This is a genomic window from Bacillus sp. FSL K6-2841, assembly GCF_037976435.1.
GTDB classification, from domain to species: domain Bacteria; phylum Bacillota; class Bacilli; order Bacillales; family Bacillaceae; genus Bacillus; species Bacillus pumilus.
On record NZ_CP150266.1, the window covers coordinates 1,361,980 to 1,381,537 of the forward strand.

General features: G+C 40.3%; 19 protein-coding genes. 11 read left to right on the plus strand and 8 right to left on the minus strand.

What is annotated here, in order from left to right:
• Positions 1-60: 60 nt before the first annotated feature.
• On the plus strand, positions 61-846 hold the full coding sequence (locus MHH68_RS06735; RefSeq protein WP_339165657.1) for an SDR family oxidoreductase: 786 nt from the start codon (positions 61-63) through the stop codon (positions 844-846).
• A 13-nt stretch (positions 847-859) separates the two neighbouring features.
• Positions 860-1,729, plus strand: coding sequence for an NAD(P)-dependent oxidoreductase (locus MHH68_RS06740; protein ID WP_339165658.1), 870 nt, complete (start codon positions 860-862; stop codon positions 1,727-1,729).
• A 37-nt stretch (positions 1,730-1,766) separates the two neighbouring features.
• On the opposite strand, the gene MHH68_RS06745 is transcribed toward MHH68_RS06740, so the two are convergent.
• On the minus strand, positions 1,767-2,567 hold the full coding sequence (locus tag MHH68_RS06745; protein WP_058014129.1) for a CAP domain-containing protein: 801 nt from the start codon (positions 2,565-2,567) through the stop codon (positions 1,767-1,769).
• A 336-nt stretch (positions 2,568-2,903) separates the two neighbouring features.
• Between MHH68_RS06745 and MHH68_RS06750 the strand changes: the two genes are divergently transcribed.
• On the plus strand, positions 2,904-5,030 hold the full coding sequence (locus tag MHH68_RS06750) for a penicillin-binding protein 2 (protein WP_339165659.1): 2,127 nt from the start codon (positions 2,904-2,906) through the stop codon (positions 5,028-5,030).
• 155 nt (positions 5,031-5,185) lie between these two features.
• Complete coding sequence (locus tag MHH68_RS06755) at positions 5,186-7,015, plus strand: PAS domain-containing protein (protein ID WP_339165660.1); 1,830 nt, start codon at positions 5,186-5,188, stop codon at positions 7,013-7,015.
• Positions 7,016-7,040: 25 nt separating this feature from the next.
• On the opposite strand, the gene MHH68_RS06760 is transcribed toward MHH68_RS06755, so the two are convergent.
• Entirely contained in the window at positions 7,041-8,210 is a 1,170-nt protein-coding gene (locus MHH68_RS06760; protein WP_339165661.1) for an aminotransferase A, read from the minus strand.
• Positions 8,211-8,502: 292 nt separating this feature from the next.
• Between MHH68_RS06760 and MHH68_RS06765 the strand changes: the two genes are divergently transcribed.
• Positions 8,503-9,387 carry a cation diffusion facilitator family transporter gene (locus MHH68_RS06765; RefSeq protein ID WP_339165662.1) on the plus strand — a complete coding sequence of 295 codons (885 nt, stop codon included), beginning with the start codon at positions 8,503-8,505 and terminating at the stop codon, positions 9,385-9,387.
• 62 nt (positions 9,388-9,449) lie between these two features.
• Here MHH68_RS06765 and MHH68_RS06770 read toward each other — a convergent pair whose 3' ends face one another.
• Positions 9,450-9,602 (minus strand): hypothetical protein, encoded by a 153-nt coding sequence (locus MHH68_RS06770; RefSeq protein WP_162839369.1) that lies wholly within the window; start codon positions 9,600-9,602, stop codon positions 9,450-9,452.
• Between the two features lie 301 nt (positions 9,603-9,903).
• Here MHH68_RS06770 and MHH68_RS06775 point away from each other — a divergent pair, with 301 nt between their 5' ends.
• The 3 genes from MHH68_RS06775 to MHH68_RS06785 all read left to right on the plus strand — a co-directional run bounded on the left by MHH68_RS06775 (position 9,904) and on the right by MHH68_RS06785 (position 12,861).
• Positions 9,904-10,443 (plus strand): RDD family protein, encoded by a 540-nt coding sequence (locus MHH68_RS06775; RefSeq protein ID WP_058014124.1) that lies wholly within the window; start codon positions 9,904-9,906, stop codon positions 10,441-10,443.
• A gap of 125 nt (positions 10,444-10,568) precedes the next feature.
• Positions 10,569-11,879: an MFS transporter gene (locus MHH68_RS06780; protein WP_061407596.1), complete on the plus strand. Its 1,311-nt coding sequence runs from the start codon at positions 10,569-10,571 to the stop codon at positions 11,877-11,879.
• Positions 11,880-11,952: 73 nt separating this feature from the next.
• Positions 11,953-12,861, plus strand: coding sequence for a chemotaxis protein (locus tag MHH68_RS06785; protein ID WP_012009773.1), 909 nt, complete (start codon positions 11,953-11,955; stop codon positions 12,859-12,861).
• A 34-nt stretch (positions 12,862-12,895) separates the two neighbouring features.
• Here the strand turns inward: MHH68_RS06785 and MHH68_RS06790 are convergent, their stop codons facing one another.
• Both MHH68_RS06790 and MHH68_RS06795 read right to left on the minus strand, forming a co-directional pair.
• A complete protein-coding gene (locus MHH68_RS06790; protein WP_012009774.1) occupies positions 12,896-13,357 on the minus strand; it encodes a YkyB family protein in 462 nt (153 codons plus the stop codon).
• 508 nt (positions 13,358-13,865) lie between these two features.
• Complete coding sequence (locus tag MHH68_RS06795) at positions 13,866-14,081, minus strand: hypothetical protein (protein WP_012009775.1); 216 nt, start codon at positions 14,079-14,081, stop codon at positions 13,866-13,868.
• A gap of 167 nt (positions 14,082-14,248) precedes the next feature.
• On the opposite strand from MHH68_RS06795, the gene MHH68_RS06800 reads away from it, so the two are divergent.
• Positions 14,249-14,425, plus strand: coding sequence for a hypothetical protein (locus MHH68_RS06800; protein WP_186306815.1), 177 nt, complete (start codon positions 14,249-14,251; stop codon positions 14,423-14,425).
• A gap of 65 nt (positions 14,426-14,490) precedes the next feature.
• Here MHH68_RS06800 and MHH68_RS06805 read toward each other — a convergent pair whose 3' ends face one another.
• The 3 genes from MHH68_RS06805 to MHH68_RS06815 form a co-directional block, all read right to left on the minus strand.
• Positions 14,491-15,768, minus strand: a complete 1,278-nt coding sequence (locus tag MHH68_RS06805) for an MFS transporter (RefSeq protein WP_058014121.1) — start codon at positions 15,766-15,768, stop codon at positions 14,491-14,493.
• Between the two features lie 73 nt (positions 15,769-15,841).
• A complete protein-coding gene (locus tag MHH68_RS06810; RefSeq protein WP_339165663.1) occupies positions 15,842-16,339 on the minus strand; it encodes a L,D-transpeptidase family protein in 498 nt (165 codons plus the stop codon).
• A 156-nt stretch (positions 16,340-16,495) separates the two neighbouring features.
• Entirely contained in the window at positions 16,496-17,353 is an 858-nt protein-coding gene (locus MHH68_RS06815) for a metallophosphoesterase (protein ID WP_339165664.1), read from the minus strand.
• A 137-nt stretch (positions 17,354-17,490) separates the two neighbouring features.
• Between MHH68_RS06815 and fadH the strand changes: the two genes are divergently transcribed.
• Complete coding sequence (gene fadH / locus MHH68_RS06820) at positions 17,491-18,255, plus strand: 2,4-dienoyl-CoA reductase (RefSeq protein ID WP_180309083.1); 765 nt, start codon at positions 17,491-17,493, stop codon at positions 18,253-18,255.
• Between the two features lie 64 nt (positions 18,256-18,319).
• A complete protein-coding gene (locus MHH68_RS06825) occupies positions 18,320-19,540 on the plus strand; it encodes an EAL-associated domain-containing protein (RefSeq protein WP_058014488.1) in 1,221 nt (406 codons plus the stop codon).
• Positions 19,541-19,558: the final 18 nt, after the last annotated feature.

Here is a 19,558-nt window from a genome sequence, read left to right on the forward strand (position 1 = left end):
ACCTTGCGGCGTGAGCAAGGTTCTTTTTGTATGATAAAATAAAGCAGAGGAGGTGTTGACATGAATGTCAATTTATCTGGAAAAAAAGCATTGGTCGCTGCAAGCAGTCAAGGTATTGGAAAAGCCATTGCCTTTGCTCTAGCAAAAGAGGGAGCTGATGTCATGCTTTCAGGAAGGCATGAGCACACGCTGAAAGAAACGTTAAAAGAATTATCTCCGCTTGTAAAAGGAAAGCTGACTTATCAAGTATGTGATGTGTCTGACGCGCAGCAAATCAAGGCGCTAGTTCAAGCGGCAGCTGGTGATGAGAAGTATCTAGACATTCTTGTGAACAATACAGGCGGGCCTAAAACAGGGACGCTTGAAACCTTAACAGATGAAGACTGGATGGAATCATTTCAGCTTCATTTACTCAGCTATATTCGATTATTAAAAGAGGCCTTGCCTTACTTGAAAAAACGCGGTGCACGCGTGTTAAACATTGCGTCTATGTCAGTAAAAGAACCGATCCCAGGCTTGATGCTGTCAAATACTTTTAGACCGTCTATTGTGGGCTGGACAAAAACAGCCGCTCAGGAGCTTGCCAAGGATGGGATTTTGATTAATACGTTAGCCCCAGGAAAAATTGAAACAGACCGAGTCAAACAGCTGGACAAGCACCGCGCGCAGGCAGAGCACCAAACGGTTGAAGAAATCAAAGCACAGGCTGAACATGCGATTCCGCTTGGCCGTTATGGACAGCCAGAGGAATTTGCAGCATATGCAGCTTTTCTTTTATCTGAAGCAAGTACATATATGACAGGTCAAACACTTATCATTGATGGTGGATTGACAAAGTCTCTTTGAGGAGGAATAAGTGATGACAATCAAAACAGTTGGTTTTATTGGAATTGGTGTAATGGGACGCAGTATGGCAGAACATTTAATGGATGCAGGTTATGAAGTTCTCGTTTATACAAGAACAAAAGCAAAAGCAGATGCACTCATTCAAAAAGGCGCATCATGGAAGCCGGCAGTGAAGGAAATTGCAGAACATGCAGATGCTGTCATCACAATGGTAGGATATCCATCAGATGTAGAAGAAATCTATTTAGGTGAAGAGGGGCTTGTGGCATATGCTACGCCTGGTACTTATCTAATTGATATGACTACATCGAAGCCTCAGCTGGCAAAAGACATTGAAGTGAAAGCGAAAGAAAAAGGGCTGTTTGCCTTAGATGCACCAGTTTCTGGCGGAGACGTAGGCGCAAAAAATGGAACGCTTGCGATCATGATTGGCGGAGAAAAATCAGCCTATGAAGCGTGTCTGCCCTTATTTGAAAAAATGGGCGAAAACATTCAATATCAAGGACCTGCAGGAAGCGGCCAGCATACCAAAATGTGTAACCAAATTGCGATTGCAGCAGGCATGGTAGGTGTCGCAGAGGCTATGGCCTATGCCGAAAAATCAGGACTTGATCCAGAGCACGTGCTCAAAAGTATTACAACGGGCGCGGCAGGAAGCTGGTCCTTGTCAAACCTTGCACCAAGAATGCTGAAAGGTGATTTCGAGCCAGGGTTCTACGTGAAGCATTTTATTAAAGATATGGGCATAGCACTTGAAGAAGCAGAGCTGATGGGAGAAGAAATGCCAGGACTCTCACTTGCAAAGTCACTATATGAAAAGCTGAGTGAGCAGGGAGAAGAAAACAGCGGCACACAGAGTATATATAAATTATGGGTGAAATAAAAAAGCCTGTCCCATATAGGGGACAGGTTTTTTGCTCTTATTTTCCGATGAATTGCTGCGTCCAGTAGTTGCCAGATTTCACATAACCAACACCAATATGTGTATAGTTTTTGTTTAAGATATTGGCTCTGTGACCTTCACTGTTCATCCAAGCAGTCACCACTTCTTGAGGAGATCTTTGACCTTGGGCAATGTTTTCACCTGCTGATTTGTAAGTGATCCCGAATTGCTTCATTTGATCAAATGGAGATCCGTAAGTTGGGCTTGTATGAGAGAAGTAGTTTTTATCTTTCATATCTTGAGATTTTGCGCGAGCAGATTTGCTTAGCTTTGAATCAACAGAAAGTGCTTTTAATCCTTGCTTTGCACGCTCTTTGTTTGTAAGCTCAACGACTTCTTTTTCAAATGCATTCAAGCTGCTGTCTGCTTTTGCTGCTGTTGTGTCTTTTTGGTCAGCTTTTGTATTGTTATTGTTGTTTGTGTTTTGTTTTGCTGGCGTACTTGGTTTAGAAGCAGTAGGTTTTTTCACTGATTCTTGTTTTTGTTCATTTTTTGCTTTGTTTACTTCTTTCACCACTTTTGTGCCAGTAACAGGTTGACCGCTTTTGATTAGCTTGTTTAAAAGAGCTTCGATCTCTTTTTGATTCGACTTGCTTAGCTTGTTTACATCTGAAGAGATATGTAATTTTGCAGCTAATGTATGAAGATCAATAGTTTGATGCTGTACTTGTATCACTTGTTTCAGGTTAAGCTCCTTCGCATCAGCTGAATGTCCCCCAGTGAACGTGATGAGTGCAGCAGCCGTTAGCGCTGAAAAAAAGAATGATTTCTTCTTCATATTGTAACTCCTCCTAAAATCTTTGTTTTGTTTTCTCACAGAAAATCATAACATGGACTTTTTGTTATAAACGTACCAGCATCCTCCATTGACAAGGCCTTTTTGTCATTTTTGTTAAAGTCATAAAAAAATCCGCCTCATATCAATGGATAGGGGATTCTTCCATTTAATGAAAACGACATAAACATACCAATATTTTAAAGTGTTAGTATATTTTTTTTCATAATAGGGATTGACAGCTTTTTTTCACTTGTTTCGCTGTAACAACTATTACAAAAGTGTTACAATAATGAGTGGTAATTGTAAAAGATTGAAAGGATGAGAGGAGCTACATAAGTGGGAGAGAAACAGCATCAAGGTGGTGCCGAGCAGAAAAAATTCAAGCGCCGGAACGCCTGGAGGATTAATCTCTTTTTCTTCGCTGTCTTTAGTTTATTTGCTGTACTTGTGATCAAGCTTGGTGTGCTGCAGATCGTCAATGGTGAGGATTATAAAAAGCAAGCAAACCGAACAGAGGTCAAAACAGCATCATACCCGTCCCCAAGAGGAAAAATGTATGACGCGAGAGGAAGAGTCGTCGTTGATAACGAAAGTGTACCTGCCATCGTTTATACATCAGAAAGCGGTGTGAAAGCGAAGGATAAGATTAAAGTAGCAAGAAAACTTGCGACTTATATAAAAATGGATACTGATTTTTTGAGAGAGCGTGACATTCGAGATTTTTGGCTGGCAAGCCATCCGAAAGAAGCGGATAAGCTCATTTCAAAAGCAGAGCAAAAGAAACTTAAAGCAAAAGATGTCTATCCGCTTCAAGTAGAGCGTGTGCCTAAGGAAGAGGTCAAGGCGATCGAAAAAAATGCAGAGGAAAAAGCAGTTGCAGCGATCTATCGTAGATTTACAGGCGGATATGCCTTTGAGCCTCAAATCGTGAAAGCAATGGACCCAAATGAAGAGAAAAAAGGGGACGAAAAAGTTGCTTTACTCGATGAAACAAAAGAGTCAAAGCAGACATCATCTGTGAGTTTGACCTATGAAGAGATTTCACTTGTGTCAGAACATCTTGATGAACTGCCTGGCGTGAATGTCATCAACGATTGGACAAGAAAATATCCGTATGAGAAGACCCTTTATAATGTACTTGGCGGTGTGACTACACCAGAGCAGGGGATTATAAAAGAGCGTGAAGATTACTATATGGCAAGAGGCTACTCACGTAATGACCGAGTAGGGAAGAGCTATTTAGAGTATCAATACGAAGATTTTCTGAACCCGGAGAAAGCGACCGTTCAATATACTCAGGTTGGCGGGAAGCTGCTCGATGAAATCAAGCGGACAGAGGGACGAAGAGGACTTGACCTTGCACTGACATTTGATATGGAGCTGCAAAAGGAAGTCGACAAGATTGTCGAATCAGAGCTTAGATCCGCTAGTGCGAGAAACTATATGATGGACCGCGCATTTGTCGTGATGATGGACCCGAACACTGGGGATGTTCTTGCGATGTCTGGAAAGAAAATGGACGGCAGAGACGTCACTGATTATGCCATCGGAACATTTACGACCCAGTACGAAATGGGCTCTGTAGTCAAAGGAGCCACAGTACTTGGCGGTTATCAGGACGGAATGTCGCACAACCAATCCTATATGGATACACCGCTCTTTTTTGCAGGAAGTGGTGGAAAGCCGAAACAGTCATACAAAGTTCTTGGATGGGTCAATGACCTTCAGGCTCTCCAAAAAAGTTCCAACGTCTACATGTTCCAAGTAGCGATGAGAATGGCAGGCATTACTTATCAAAAGGATGGTCCGTTACCAGCAAGACCTGAGCACCTGCAAAAAATGAGAAACTACTATGCGCAATTCGGTCTTGGCGTGAAAACAGGGATCGATTTGCCGCAGGAATCAAGCGGGATGCAGACACATCCGAAGACGGTCGGCGGACTTTTGCTCGATGAAGCAATTGGCCAGTATGACACGTATACACCGCTTCAAGTTGCCCAGTATATGTCAACGATCGCTAATGGTGGAAATCGCGTTCAGCCAAGAGTGGTGAAAAGCGTTCATCTTCCAACGAAGAAGGATGAAGTAGGTCCAGTCGTGAAAAAATATGAGCCGAAGGTATTGAACACGATTAACAACTCGAAAGCAGATATTGATCGTGTCAAAATGGGACTGAAAATGGTCACATCGACCGGCGGTACTGCCGCAGGCCGCTTTGGTCAGCATGATGTCTCAGGAAAAACAGGGACTGCCCAAACCTTTTACTATGGTGCCAACCGCAGCTGGTGGGGCAATCCAACATACAATTTAACCTTTGGAGGATACTATCCATCGTCCAATCCAAAAGTGGCTTTTAGTGTCGTGACACCTTATGTCTCAGACAAAGATCCTGTCATTAAAACCATTCCAAGTAAAATTATTGATAAGTATGTTGAATTACAAAAGAAATACGAAAAGCAGTAAACAGCAGAGAGCACAGCAAGAGAATGTGCTCTTTTTTGCTGAAAATATGGACGTTTCCCTCGATGACGGAAGGAAAATACGGGTTTTCTAGCGAATCTTTTTTATACATCAATCTAAGGACAACCCTAAAAAATGAAAAGGAGGGTCGGACGACGATGGAACAAAAAATGAAAGATTCGAATCAGCTTTATTCGAATATCGATTTACATGCCGTTCTTTCTTCTAATGGCCGCTTTCTCTACATTTCTTCTAACTGTAAGCAGCTTTTGCTCTATGAACAAAAGGATTTACTAGGGTGTTTTTTGAAAGACTTTGTTCATACCGAAGATCAATTTCTCGTCGAGAGTTATTTCTACAATCAGCACATGCTGGAGATTTGCCACTTTAGGCTGCTGAGAAGTGACCTAACAGCTGTATGGATTGAAGCTAGTATTGATTTTGTTGATTGTGATGAGTTAGACAGTGAATTAAGTAGAGAAATGATCCTAAAAATGAGGGTGCTGGACGCTGAACCGCAAAAAGCAGCATTTCAAACAACATCAGAAGTGTCAGAACAGTCGTTAGGCAGTCTGCCGGCTTTCCAACATGTCAGTGAAGCTGAACAATTGATTGCCATGCTGCCAAATCCGTTATGTATTACGATTTTAGGGGAAATTGTTTATGCGAATGATGCGATGCTTCAATTAATGGGGGTCAGTACAAGAGATGACATGATCGGCAAAACTGCATTTGACTTTATTGCTGAGGAGTACCATGACATTGTGAGAAGCCGAATTACGAGGCTGCAGCAAGGTCTTCCAGTCGGAATGATTGAACAGATATGGAAGCGGAAAGATGGGAGCAGCATTCATATCGAAGTGAAGTCATCACCAACGATCTATCAAAATCAGCGAGCAGAGCTTTTGCTGTTAGTAGACATCTCATCCCGTAAGAAATTCCAAACCGTTCTGCAAAAAAGCCGGGAGCGGTATCAGCTTCTCATCCAAAACTCCATTGATACGATTGCGGTCATTCACGATCACAAATGGGTGTTTATGAATGAATCAGGCATTAAATTATTTGAAGCCGAGCATTACGATAAATTAATAGGAAAAGATATTTTCCATCAAATCCATTCCTGTGACCAGCCAAAAGTGAAAAAGAGCATATCACGTATTATTGAAAGAGCATCAGATTCTGAAATTGTCACGATGAGCTGTCATACATTTAAGCACAAGCTGATCTATACAGAAATGGTGTGTATCCCAACTACATTTTTTGGAGAAACAGCCGTTCAAATTATTTTAAGAGATATATCCGAACGTAAGCAGACAGAAGAGCTCATGCTCCGATCTGAAAAATTATCGATCGCAGGTCAATTGGCTGCTGGCATTGCACATGAAATCAGGAACCCATTGACTGCCATCAAAGGCTTTTTGCAGCTCATTAAACCGAAAACAAAAGATCGGGATCAATATTTCGAGATTGTTTTCTCTGAGCTGAGCCGGATAGAAATTATTTTAAGCGAGCTGCTCATGCTGGCAAAACCGCAGCAAACGGCATCAATGCAGACACTAGATTTGAAAAAAATCATCAGCGAAGTCACGGCTTTATTAGAAACACAAGCGAACTTAAATGGCATTTTAATGAACACAAGTGAGATAGAAGAGGGCCTCCTGATAAACGGGGATCAAAATCAGCTCAAGCAGGTGTTTATCAATTTAATCAAAAATGCCGTAGAATCCATGCCGGACGGAGGGAAGGTTGACATTACGGCCAAAGCAGAAAGAGATGGAATCCATGTCACCATTCGTGATGAAGGGGTCGGTATTCCTGAATCGGTCATGAAGCGAATAGGAGAGCCCTTTTTAACGACAAAGGAAAAAGGGACTGGACTTGGCCTTATGGTCACATTTAATATTTTAGAAAATCACAACGGGACGATCCGTGTAGATAGTCATCCCGAAAAGGGCACCGTATTTCACATCATGTTTCCTGCAAAATAAAAACAACGGCAGGAGAGCCGTTGTTTCAGTCTGTTAAATGAATGGAACGTTTTTCAAGAACGAAATGTTCTAGGCGGTCAAGTCCTTCTTTCAGTGTTTCAAGTGAATAAGCATAGGATAGACGCACATACCCCTCGCCGAGTGGAGAGAAAGCAGACCCTGGTACGACAGCAAGTCTTGTGCTTTCTAACAGCTCCATACAAAAATCAAAGGAACTCATCCCAAACGATTCAATGGATGGAAAAATATAAAAAGCGCCAGAAGGCTTAATGACCGGAAGCCCCATAGAAATGAGCCGATCGTATACATAATCGAGCCTTTTCTTATATTGCTCTCTCATGATAAGTGCATCATCCACACCATTTGTCACAGCTTCAAGTGCCGCCTTTTGTGAGACAGCCGAGGCACAAGACACGTTATATTGATGTACTTTTAATACATGTTTAGCAATTGGAGCTGAAGCAAATAAAAAGCCAATTCTCCAACCAGTCATGCTATGAGACTTAGACAGTCCGTTAATCACAATGGTCTGTTCCTTTAAGAAAGAAGCGATTGAATGATGCGGCCGGTCAAATGTCAGCTCGCTATAGATCTCATCGGATAAAATAAAGATGTCTTTTCCTTCAAGTAGCTGGGCAATCTCTTTCAATTCTTCTTCTGAAAGCGTGACACCAGTTGGGTTCGAAGGATACGGAAGCACAACACACTTTGTCTTTTCCGTTAATGCATCCTCAATCAGCTTGGCATTTAATTTAAAGCCAGCATTCGTTGTGTCGATATGTACGGGCTTCCCGCCACACATTCGAATGATCGGTTCATAGCCAGGGTAGACAGGTCCAGGTAAAATCACTTCGTCACCCTCTGACAAAATGGTTCGAAACGCAGCATCAATCGCTTGACTTGCACCTGTCGTCACAATGATCTCTGACTCAGCTTCATAATCAAGATTGACTTTCTTCTTGATGTAATGCTGGATCGCTTGTCTTAGCTCTAGAAAACCAGCATTATGTGTGTACGAGGTGAAATTCTCATCAATGGCTGCTTTGGCAGCTGTCTTGACATGATGCGGCGTATAAAAATCGGGCTGGCCTATCGTCAAAGAAACGACATTCTCATATGACGATACGAGATTTGAAAATGTTCGAATGCCTGAAATTTCAATATCCTTTACTCTTGGATTCAGCAAATGCTCCATTTCTCATCACCTTAAAAATTTATGTTTTTATCCTATTTTACCATTCACTGCATAAATGTCACCTGCGAAAGGCACTGGATATCATTATCTGTAGTCTATTCTCCTATTCATCACAGCATGAGTGATATATTGAAGAAAGAGCAACATTTATTATAGCGTAACCTCACGAGAAAATACAGGCTGCGATGAACATGATTAGAAAGCAGCAAAACTGTGTAAACTGAAAGAACGAGCGAATCAAGTCATGGGAAGTGCTTTCATAGACATACGATCTCCTAAAGGAGGACGATAAATGGAACAATCAGCGAAGACATCGAAAATAGCGTTTCTATCCGTGATGAGCAACACATTTGTTGTCATCTTAAAAATCATTGTAGGTCTGCTCACTGGATCTGTTGCGGTGTTATCAGAAGCCATTCATTCTTTTCTCGATTTAATGGCATCATTTATTGCATTTATCTCTGTTCGTATTTCAAGAAAGCCAGCAGATTCGAAACATCCTTATGGACATGGAAAAGTCGAAAATATTTCTGGAACGATTGAAACTCTGTTGATTTTTGTTGCAGGCATTTGGATCATCTACGAATGTGTTCACAAATTAATGCATCCAGAGCCAGTCAAGCTGCCTGTACTTGGCATTGTGGTCATGCTAATAGGTGCGATCATCAATTTTATCGTATCGAAGGTTGTGAACAAAGAGGCGGAAAGGGTCCATTCTGTCGCCATGAAATCGAATGCATTTCATCTGTTAACAGATGTGTATACGTCATTAGGGGTGGCAGTCAGTTTATTTCTTGTCGCATTAACTGACTGGTATTTCCTAGATCCGATCATTGGAATGATACTTGCTCTTTTTATTATGCGCGAAGCATTTAAACTCATGAAAGAAGCTTTCCCGCCGCTCGTAGATGCCCGGCTAACGCCTGAGGAAGAACAATCGATCGAAGCAATCATTCAAGGGTTCAGTCAGGAGTTCATCGAATATCATGACTTTCGAACAAGACGATCCGGTGCAGAGGAATATATTGATTTCCATTTGATTGTAGATGGCAAGACAACGATTGAAGATGTTCATCAATTGTGTGATCGAATTGAAGAGAAGATTCAGCAAAAATTTCCGCATGCACAAATCTTTATTCATGTAGAACCTGAAAGTGAAAGAAGCACACAAATGTAAAAAAGGCGATCAACCAACTTAGGTTGTATCGCCTTTTTTTACGCTTCATCTATGAAATGAAATCAATATCCATAAGCAGTATCGTAATCTTCATACCAAGAGATATAAGCTGCGTCATCATTTGACAAATCATGCTTCATGTCTAAAAAATCGGCCTCGCAAATATCTTCAATCACAGTCATTTCATTGTTCTTTAATAGTACGACAGTTCCCATCATGAACACCTTTCTTTAAAAAATCCTTGACTATTGTACCATGTGAAGAATGATTGTCAACAGCAGAATGGAAACAAGACGAAAATATCACAAAATGTTAAAAAATCAGGAGGTAAAAGAACTAGAAGTGCCATGATTTTCACAAATTTTCAGTATTTATTCACATAAATCATTGAGGATGAACTAATCTGAAATATATGTAAAAGTGTAAAGTTACATTGATCTTGCGATATTCATAAGATATAATAACGAATGATTATAAGAAATTTATAGAAAACATACATAATAAAGGAGAAATAGGATGGAAACAAACATAACAGAACCACACATTCTAGAAAAGAAGCATCCTGAACTAGCAGGCGTAGGCTATCGTTTTCTTGCACATCTTTTAGATGGTATTATCATCGGCGTACCATATTCTTTTGTCATGTTTATTTTGGCAACACTCTTTTTTGTCTCAAGTCCTGAGGCAGCAATGATGATGGATGACGACAGCTATTACTATTCAACAACTGTTATGACAGATGAGGACTGGGCAGTGATTATGGGACTTATCTTTTTCTACATAGGAGCGATCTTGGTCGGTATCGTGGTGACATGGCTTTATTACGCCATCATGGAATCATCAAAACTGCAAGGAACGCTTGGTAAAATGGCTCTTGGGATTAAAGTAACAAGAGTAACGGGTGAAAAAGTGACATTCGGCCGTGCAACAGGCCGCTTTTTTGCAAAAGGCTTTTTGTCTCCAATCTTATACATTGGCTACATCATTGCCTTTTTCACAGAGAAAAAACAAGCACTTCACGATTTAATTGCAAGTACCATTGTTGTGAAGAAATAATGAAAAAAAGCACCTCTGCTCAATCGTAAGAGGTGCTTTTTCTATAGATTGCTTGTATGGAAGAGGGACGTATGACATAAAATAGAATGATAGTGGAAAATTAGGCAGGGAAGGGAGACGAACGATTGAAAACAGGGAAAAAGACCATGCAGAAAAAAGGGGCAGGCTTCGGGCTGTTTTTGACAGCACCCATTTTGGCCTGGGCATTGTATGACTTTGCAAATACGATATTTTCATCGAATATGATCACCATTTTCTTCCCGTTCTACTTGCAGGAAACGATCGGAGACAGTGCAAGAATGGATCAGATCGCTAGTACTTTTATATCTTATGCAAATGCACTAGCTAGTTTTTTTCTCGTCATTTTCACACCATTATACGGAGTCCTGATCGATCGTACAGGAAAAAAGAAGCGCTACATCACAGTGTTTACTCTCATATGTATAGTTTGTACGTTTTTGATGGGGATCTTTGCTGGAATTGATATCTCAAGCGAATGGTTTGGGCTGCCTGTCTCTTTATTAGTCGTTGTCACCTTATTTGTGATCGCAAAATTCTTCTATCACTCGAGCCTAGTGTTTTATGACACCATCCTGCCCGATCTTGGGACAAAGGATGAAATACCGCTTATTTCTGGATTTGGCATTGCCGTTGGTTATTTAGGGACACTCGTCGGTCTCTCAGTTTATTTACTTGTTGGCAATGACCAATTTCATGAAGCATTTATTCCGACAGCACTTTTATTCTTTCTCTTTTTCCTGCCATTTCTCTTTTTTGTAAAAGACCCTCATCCACTGCCGCAACAAGAGAAAAAGGCGTCATTTTTCAGCGGGTATAAAGAAATTATTCGCACGTTTAAAGAGATGAAGCATTACAAGCCGGCTTTTATCTTTATGATCGCTTTCTTTTTTATGAATGATGCCCTGCAGACAGCGATTGCGATGATGGCTGTGTATGCCAAAATCATCATTGGCTTTACCGCTGGGCAATTTATACTCCTTTATCTTGTGTCGACTATTTCAAGTATCATTGGCTCCTTTTTATTTGGATATATCACAAAAGCGATTGGGGCAAAGCGCTCGATTACAGTCGTGTATGTGATTTTGATCGTTGCTCTGATTCTGGCTGTGACAGCCGCAACAGAATGGGTCTTCTGGGTGGCTGGCAGTTTATTTGGAATTTCACTCGGTGCAAGCTGGGGAGCATCACGAATATTGATTATTGAGCTGACACCAAAGGAAAAGAGAGGACAGTTTTTTGGTCTCTTCGCATTCTCAGGGAAGGTGTCGTCTATTATTGGACCCATCATTTATGGGTCAGTCACTCTGCTGTTTGCTGAGCACGGAAATCTCGCAAGCCGCCTTGCACTAGGGTCTTTACTCATTCTTGCAGCGATAGGACTCGTGATTCATCAATTCGTACGAGAGAAAGCGTAAAGAAACGTCAACTTTTTACCTATGCTGCCGATATAAAAAGTACAATCTTATATTGAAGAATAGAGGGATTTCCGTGGCTTTAAACAAACAAGAAATTTTACTTGACTCTGGTACCAATGAATTGGAAATTGTGAAGTTTGAAATTGGTTCAAATCAATTCGGCATTAACGTCATGAAAGTAAGAGAAATCATTCAGCCGGTTGAGGTGACGGTAGTACCGCACTCTCACCAAGATGTAGAAGGGATGATTAGTTTACGAGGCGAGATTTTACCAGTCATCAATCTATTTTCCTTTTTTAATGTCGAGTCAGATCAGTCAGAACAAGAGAAATATATTGTGACTGAATTCAACCAACGGAAATTTGTGTTCCATACAGGAACGGTATCACAAATTCACCGCGTCAGCTGGGAAGAGATTGAAAAGCCAACTGCACTCAATCAAGGGATGGACCGTCATTTAACCGGTATCATTAAGCTTGATGAGAAAATGATTTTCCTTCCAGATTACGAGAAAATCATTTATGATATTGAATCCGCTTCTGGCGTAGAAACGTATCATATGTTTGACGGTGAGAAAGACGAGAGAAGAACAGGGAAGAAGCTTTATGTCGTTGAAGACTCTCCGCTTCTCATGCGTTTATTAACAAATGAATTAACCGAAGCAGGCTATAAAAACATTGTGACCTTTGAAGACGGGAAACAGGCATATGACCACGTGATGGACCTTGTGAGCAAAGGAATTACTGTGACAGAAGAAATTGATATGATTATTACAGATATTGAAATGCCTAAAATGGATGGTCACCGATTAACGAAACTGTTGAAGGAAAATCCTTTAACGAGTTCTATACCGATTCTCATCTTCTCTTCGTTAATTACTGAAGATTTGCGCCATAAAGGGGAAACAATCGGTGCAGATGATCAAATTAGTAAACCAGAAATTCATCAGCTGATTGAAAAAGTCGATCACTTTATTATCTAAAGGAAAAACCACTCGTCATGAGTGGTTTTTTTGTTTAAAAATAACTTTCCCCGAGTCGTTTGAAGACGGGCTTTGTATAATGTGATTTTTGTTTTGTGGCGGTAGGTTTTTCTTTTAAACCGACATACGTTTGAAGCAGCTGCTTTGCTCGGTTTAATGACATATTCGCTTTCGGATTGCGATATGATTGATTTAAATTTCCTAAGTGTGGCAAAAATTCGAAGTCTTCTTTAGTTGGTGGCAGGTGAAAATAATAATCTCCAATTTCAATCAGCACGTCGGACTGTTGTTGACTATATTTGGGATTGTTAGAGAAATGTAGGCCCACTTTTCTTCCTTTACCTTCTTGCAATAGTTTTTGCAGCGCACGTTTTTTCAAAAGATAAAGAAACTTGGGATTTGGTGCGGTTTTAGCATGGCGGTTAACAGTATAAATGGCTTTTGCGATGTTTTCTGCTGTAGGTTCTATGTCTTTAGTATGAGCATAATCGTCCATTTTTTCTCTCCTTTGTCTTTCGTCTTTCTGTGCTTAGTATAAATTATACGTTTTTATTAGTAAATTGCAAATAGACTTATTGTAAAAAGCGATAGGATTCCTATCTCTCTTATGTACAATAGCCATTCAGGGAGGTTCTAAAACGTAGGTGAAGATAAAAATGGCAGAAAGGTCAGCAAAAACACTAGCATCTATCCAATATGATTTTTCTTCTATCTGCTTCAGGTGGAAAGAAAGCGGCATATTTAAATTTATATATGCTAAAGGTGTCGTATATTCATCACATACCTTGTGATGGTGCCATTGGTGTTAATGGACAAAGAAGAGGAGACGTTCATTGCAAGAAGCGCAGAATAATTGACTGAATCAAATATATATGAAGTGAACTATTAGTTCATGATAACTACCTATTTAAATAAATGGGTAGTTTCTCAATTGTATTCATTTTGTATCTGAAACTTTACCATATGCCAGACAACATGTCGAACATATGGTTTCATCACATAGTCTATTTCTTATGACTTGAATAAGCGCAATAGAAGCAACCATTAAAATCAGTTTCATTCGTCATTTTTTTAGCTTCATCAATGGCGCTCTCGCCACTCATGTGCAGACCAATCAATTTACGGCTTGCAGCATCACCTAAAAATGCACAATCTTCTGTATGTACAACATACTGACCTTGATCATCTTTTGTATGAATAAAATAATAACTTTTTAGCATACCTCTCACCTCCAACCTGACTATACTACTATAAAATTCCCAAAGATGTAAAGATTTTTAATTAAAAATACTGCGATTTTATACACGTTCCTTTTATGTCATAAAAAGAAAAATATGTTATAAAATAAGAAGATCAAATTCTATGAGAACAGAAAGGATTGTTAAGATTGAAAGCTATTTTAACTCCTTTATTGGTCGCATTTGTCGTTGGATGCATTGTGTACGTGATAGATGACCAGCCGATTCATCCTTTGCTTCTATTCCTCATCCTATTTATTAGCATTTATGCAGTTGAAAGAATTATTCATTTTGCTTCCAATCATTTCGATGAACAAAAAAAATAAGCGCCGTTGTGTTTCAGAGCCATACAAAAAGGACTTTCTATAGAAGAAAGTCCTTTTTGCTTCATTTATTGTGCTCCCTGACCTTTAAGTTCACGCTGCACGTCTAAGTCGTCAGCTTCTCTGCTGAACTTTGGCAGTGTAAAGAAGTAAAAAAGGAAAACGAGTAAAATAATAACGCCCATTCCGTAATAAATATAAGAAACGTTTGTAATGAGTTTTGGAAATAGTACCGCAATCAAACCTAATGTCATGGATTGAGCAAACATGGTAAGTGGATCAACCCAGCCTGACACACGTCCCATCAGACGAGGGTGGACGATTCTCGGCAGCCAGCCGCCAATGACAATGTTGACCGGTCCAATGCATGTACCAATGACAAATGATGTGACATAAAACAACCATAGTGTATGGGTGGAACCAAGTACAAAAATCAGAATGCCTGCAACCAAAATTGGAAGTGACATGAGATATTGCATCTTTACTTTCTTAGCGAGAACAGAGCCCATTAAGCTGCCAACAAGCAGGCCTGCACCGATCGCGATTGTAAAGAAGGATGTATGCAGTTCAAAATGATCCGGTGAAAGGCCATATTTCATTGTAAACATCGGAAGTACAGCAAATGCGCCATTGACTAGACCAAAAACAAAAAAGCCGAAAATTAAAGAAGCCAATAATTTATTTTTTATAATGTAAAGAATGCCTTCTTTAAAATCTTTTAGAGACGTTTTAATGGTCATACCTCTCCAGCCTGCTTGTCCATTTGGCTGACGTGCTTCAATTGGAATGTTACATGAACGAATCAAGATGCCTGACACAATAAAACTGATCAAATCAATGGTAATGGCTCCGTGAAGTCCAATTGTCTTATACATAATCGCACCGATTCCAACACCAAATACCATGAATAAACTAAACAGCATTTGATTTAAACCAGCGGCTTTTGCATATTGATCTTTATTTAAAATCGCCTGAACGAGAGAGGCTTCAGCTGGATAGAAGAACTTCGTAATGGCACTTCGTATAAATAAGATCAAGAAAATAAGTGGAAGTGAATTGAAATAAATAACGATGAATAAAACAATCGTCAGCCCAGCTCGTATCCAATCACAATTCTCTGCGACTTTTTTACGATCAAAACGATCTGCTACGACACCGACCATAAAAAAGACAAAGATCGTTGGAAGTGAATACATGAGCTCTGCTAATGTGGCATAGGCGGGCTGATGACTAAAATGATCGAGCAAATAAAAGGCAAACGCCATATTGCCGACTGTTGTCCCCATTTGCGAAGCAAGTGCTGCAAAAAAGAGACGAACAAAATTTCTGTTTTTAAAAATATCCATAAATACGCTCCTTAACCTGAAGATCCCACTTTATATCATATAAAATTTTAAGCATTCATACAATTGATTTCTCCTACTGGCTAATGGTCACAGGTGTTCCATTTGGAACGAGTGAAGCAAGTTCGATGACATTCTGATTATACATACGAATGCACCCTCTAGACACAGCTTTACCAATTGAAGAGGGGTTATTCGTACCGTGGATGCCGTAATGAACTTTCGAGAGGCTCAGCCAATAGGCGCCAAAGGGACCTCCTGGGTTTGGCTGTCTGTTCACAATATAATAAGAACCTGTCGGCGTCATATTTAAAATTCTTCCTGTTGCAATCGGATACGACCGAATCAGCTCTGATCCAGAAAACAAGACGAGACGTTTCCTAGAAATTGAAACAGAGATGCGGTAAGGGATCGTATTAGGATCGGGCAGACCAGGAATGATGATGACCTCATTTTGTACCGGTTCTTGACCTTGAAGTGAAGGGTTTGCAGCCTTTAAGGCATCTGTTGTTGTTCGAAAATCAAGCGCTATAGAAGCAAGCGTTTCTCCGCGTTTTACCGTATATCGCAGCACCAAAGGACACTCCTTTTGCTCAAATAAAAGCAGCCATGATGCCCGTCACTTGCTATATATATGGACGGAATCAGGCTAAGGAAGGTTTCTCCTAACATTTGTCATGAGAAAGATCTTTGATTATCTATATGCAAAAAGAAGCGTTTTGGCCTCTGTCTAAATGCGAGAAGAGAGGGTGAAAAAGGTTAATTCAGGTTTGGCTAAAAATCGAAGCGGCAGTCTTGTTGTCCCAAGGCCGCGGTTGACATAGATGCGGTGCTGATAACTTCCGTATAAACCTTCCACATATGTATGGCCGAAAGGTGCTGTGAGAATGGGTCCATAGAAAGGAAGCTGCACCTGTCCGCCATGGGTATGTCCAGAAAGCTGCAAGTTAATGGGGGTTGAATTCAGCTCCAATGCTGCATCAGGCTCATGTACGAGCAGCAAGGTAAATAAATCAGATGATACTTCCCGCTTCATTAGGTCATAATCCGGCACACTCATCATCAAGTCATCCATTGTCGCAATCTGAATATGTGCCCCTTCTTTTTCTAATGGAAACACATCATTTTTACATATTGTAAAGCCGCATTCTTTCATCGTTTTCTCATAAAGTTCAATGCCAAATGGTCCGTAGTCATGATTACCGCATATCGCGAGCTTACCAAACGGGGCATGGAGCTTAGTCAAATAGGCTTTCGCTTTTTCATGCTCTTCAATCGATGCTTGAAAATCAACGAGATCCCCTGTGAATACAATGAGGTCTGGAGACTCAGCGTTGATTTGCTGGACGACGGATTCTAATTCCTTCGCAGGAAATGTATCACTTAAATGAACATCACTAAATTGAGCGATTTTAAACTGGTCAAATGAAGCTGGAAGCTGAGCATCCCGAATGGTCATTGACACGGTATCGATCATGCGTGGTTCGATGTATCTGGCATATCCGTACCCACATGTTGTAGCTAAAAAACCGAGAATGCTCGCGCCGGCTGCTCCTTTTAAAAACTGTCTCCGAGAAAGTTGCTTCATATAAGACTCCTTTATAAATAAAATTAAGTATAGCATCATATTTAAAGAATCTCCCATATGGTGCATCTAGGGTCAATCATGATATGATAGAAAATAATGAATGAATAGTCATTCAAAACCACAGAGGGGGAGAACAAATGACGAAACAAACAGTGATTGTCACAGGAGGATCAAGCGGAATGGGGAAGGCGATGGCTGTCCATTTGGCACATGAAGGCTGGAATGTTGTGATTACTGGAAGAACAGAAGAAACGTTAGAAAAAGCGGCAAATGAAATAAAACAAAATGGCGGCTCGATCGCTTACTTCCAAATGGATGTGCGAAACCCAGAAGATGCTGATCAAATGGTCAAGTTTGCCGTAGATACATTTGGCGATGTGGATGCTCTCATTAACAATGCTGCAGGAAACTTTTTAGTTCCAGCAGAAAAACTATCTCCTAACGGCTGGAAGGCTGTCATTGATATTGTATTAAATGGAACATTTTTTTGCAGTCATGCAGTGGGCAATTACTGGATTCGTCAAAAGAAAAGCGGAAGTATGGTCAATATGGTGGCGACCTATGCATGGGGTGCTGGTGTAGGTGTGGCGCATTCAGCGGCAGCAAAGGCAGGTGTTTTATCTCTCACTCGAACGCTTGCAGTGGAATGGGGAAAGCAATATCGAATTCGCGTCAATGCCATCGCGCCAGGTCCAATTGAGAGAACAGGCGGTGCGGATAAACTATGGGAATCGGAAGAGGCAGCGCAAAGAACATTAGATAGTGTTCCTCTTGGCAGACTGGGCACACCAGAGGAAATTGCAGAGCTTGCAAGCTTTTTATTATCTGAACAAGCGTCTTATATAAATGGAGATTGTATCACAATGGATGGGGGACAATGGCTCAATCAATCCCCATTTTGAATGACGATGTAAGACCTGCTTTTGATGTGTTATAATCACACAAAGAGAGAAGCAGGTGATGAAAATGGTCGATCCATTGGATATTTTAACGAATATTGAAGATGTTTTCCCGCACTATCAAGCGATATTCAGTGCGGAAGAGCAAAAAGTGATAGGCTATGAGATTTTAGGAAGAATGAAGCTCGAGTCTGAAACAGTTAGCCTAGGCTCCTTCTTTACGGATTCATCTATTCCTGACGAATATAAAGTGGAAGTAGATCATAAAGTACTGACGCAAGCACTTGATCTTTTCACAACAGCAGATGATGATTTGCTCATTTTTATTAATCATGATGCCAATATCCTGATGCTTGATCATGGTGAAAGCTTTTTAGAACTCTTGAAGCAATATGAAGCAAGGGGCATTCAGCTTAATCGGTTTGTTATCGAATTTACAGAGCATACGTTTAGCGGCGATATTGAACAGCTTTACCATACGTTAACGTATTTTCGTACATATGGTATTAAAATCGCCATCTCGAATATTGGAAAAGAAAGCAGCAATCTTGACCGGATTGCCTTGCTCTCACCCGATCTATTAAAAATAGATTTACACGCATTAAGGGCATCGGCTCCTTCACCTTCCTATGAATATGTCTTGTACAGCATTTCATTGCTTGCGAGAAAAATAGGGGCGGCTTTAATTTATGAAGACATTGAAGCAAATTTTCAGTTGCAATATGCTTGGAGAAATGGCGGCAGATACTTTCAAGGATTCTATCTTCACGAGCCGGCGGCGGAATTAATCGACCGTAATAAACGAAAAGATCAGCTGAGAGAAGAATTCCAGCAATTTATTGCTCATGAGAAAAAGAAACTACAAACTGTCTACGAACATTCTGAAACATTTTATAAACGAATTCACCAAGCTGTCACGACCTTAAAAAAATCATGCAGTACAAATGATGAACTCATCCAAAAGCTGGCATTAGAATTAACGGATTGCAGCTTTCGGATATATATGTGTAATGAAGAGGGATTTCAAATCACTGGAAATGTGTTTAAAAAAGAAAAAGAATGGCTGTTTCAGCCTGAATATATTGAGAAAAACTGGAGCTGGCGTCCTTATTTCCTAGCGAATATTCTCCAAATGAGAATGAGCGGGAAAGGATTTTTCAGTGATATATATAGCGATTTAGAAACTGGTGAGAGGATACGTACGTTTTCTTACCCGTTAGAGGGAGATATGTATTTATTTATAGATCTTCCGTATGCCTATTTATATGAGCAAGATGGATTAATTTAAACGCACAGAGTGAAGATT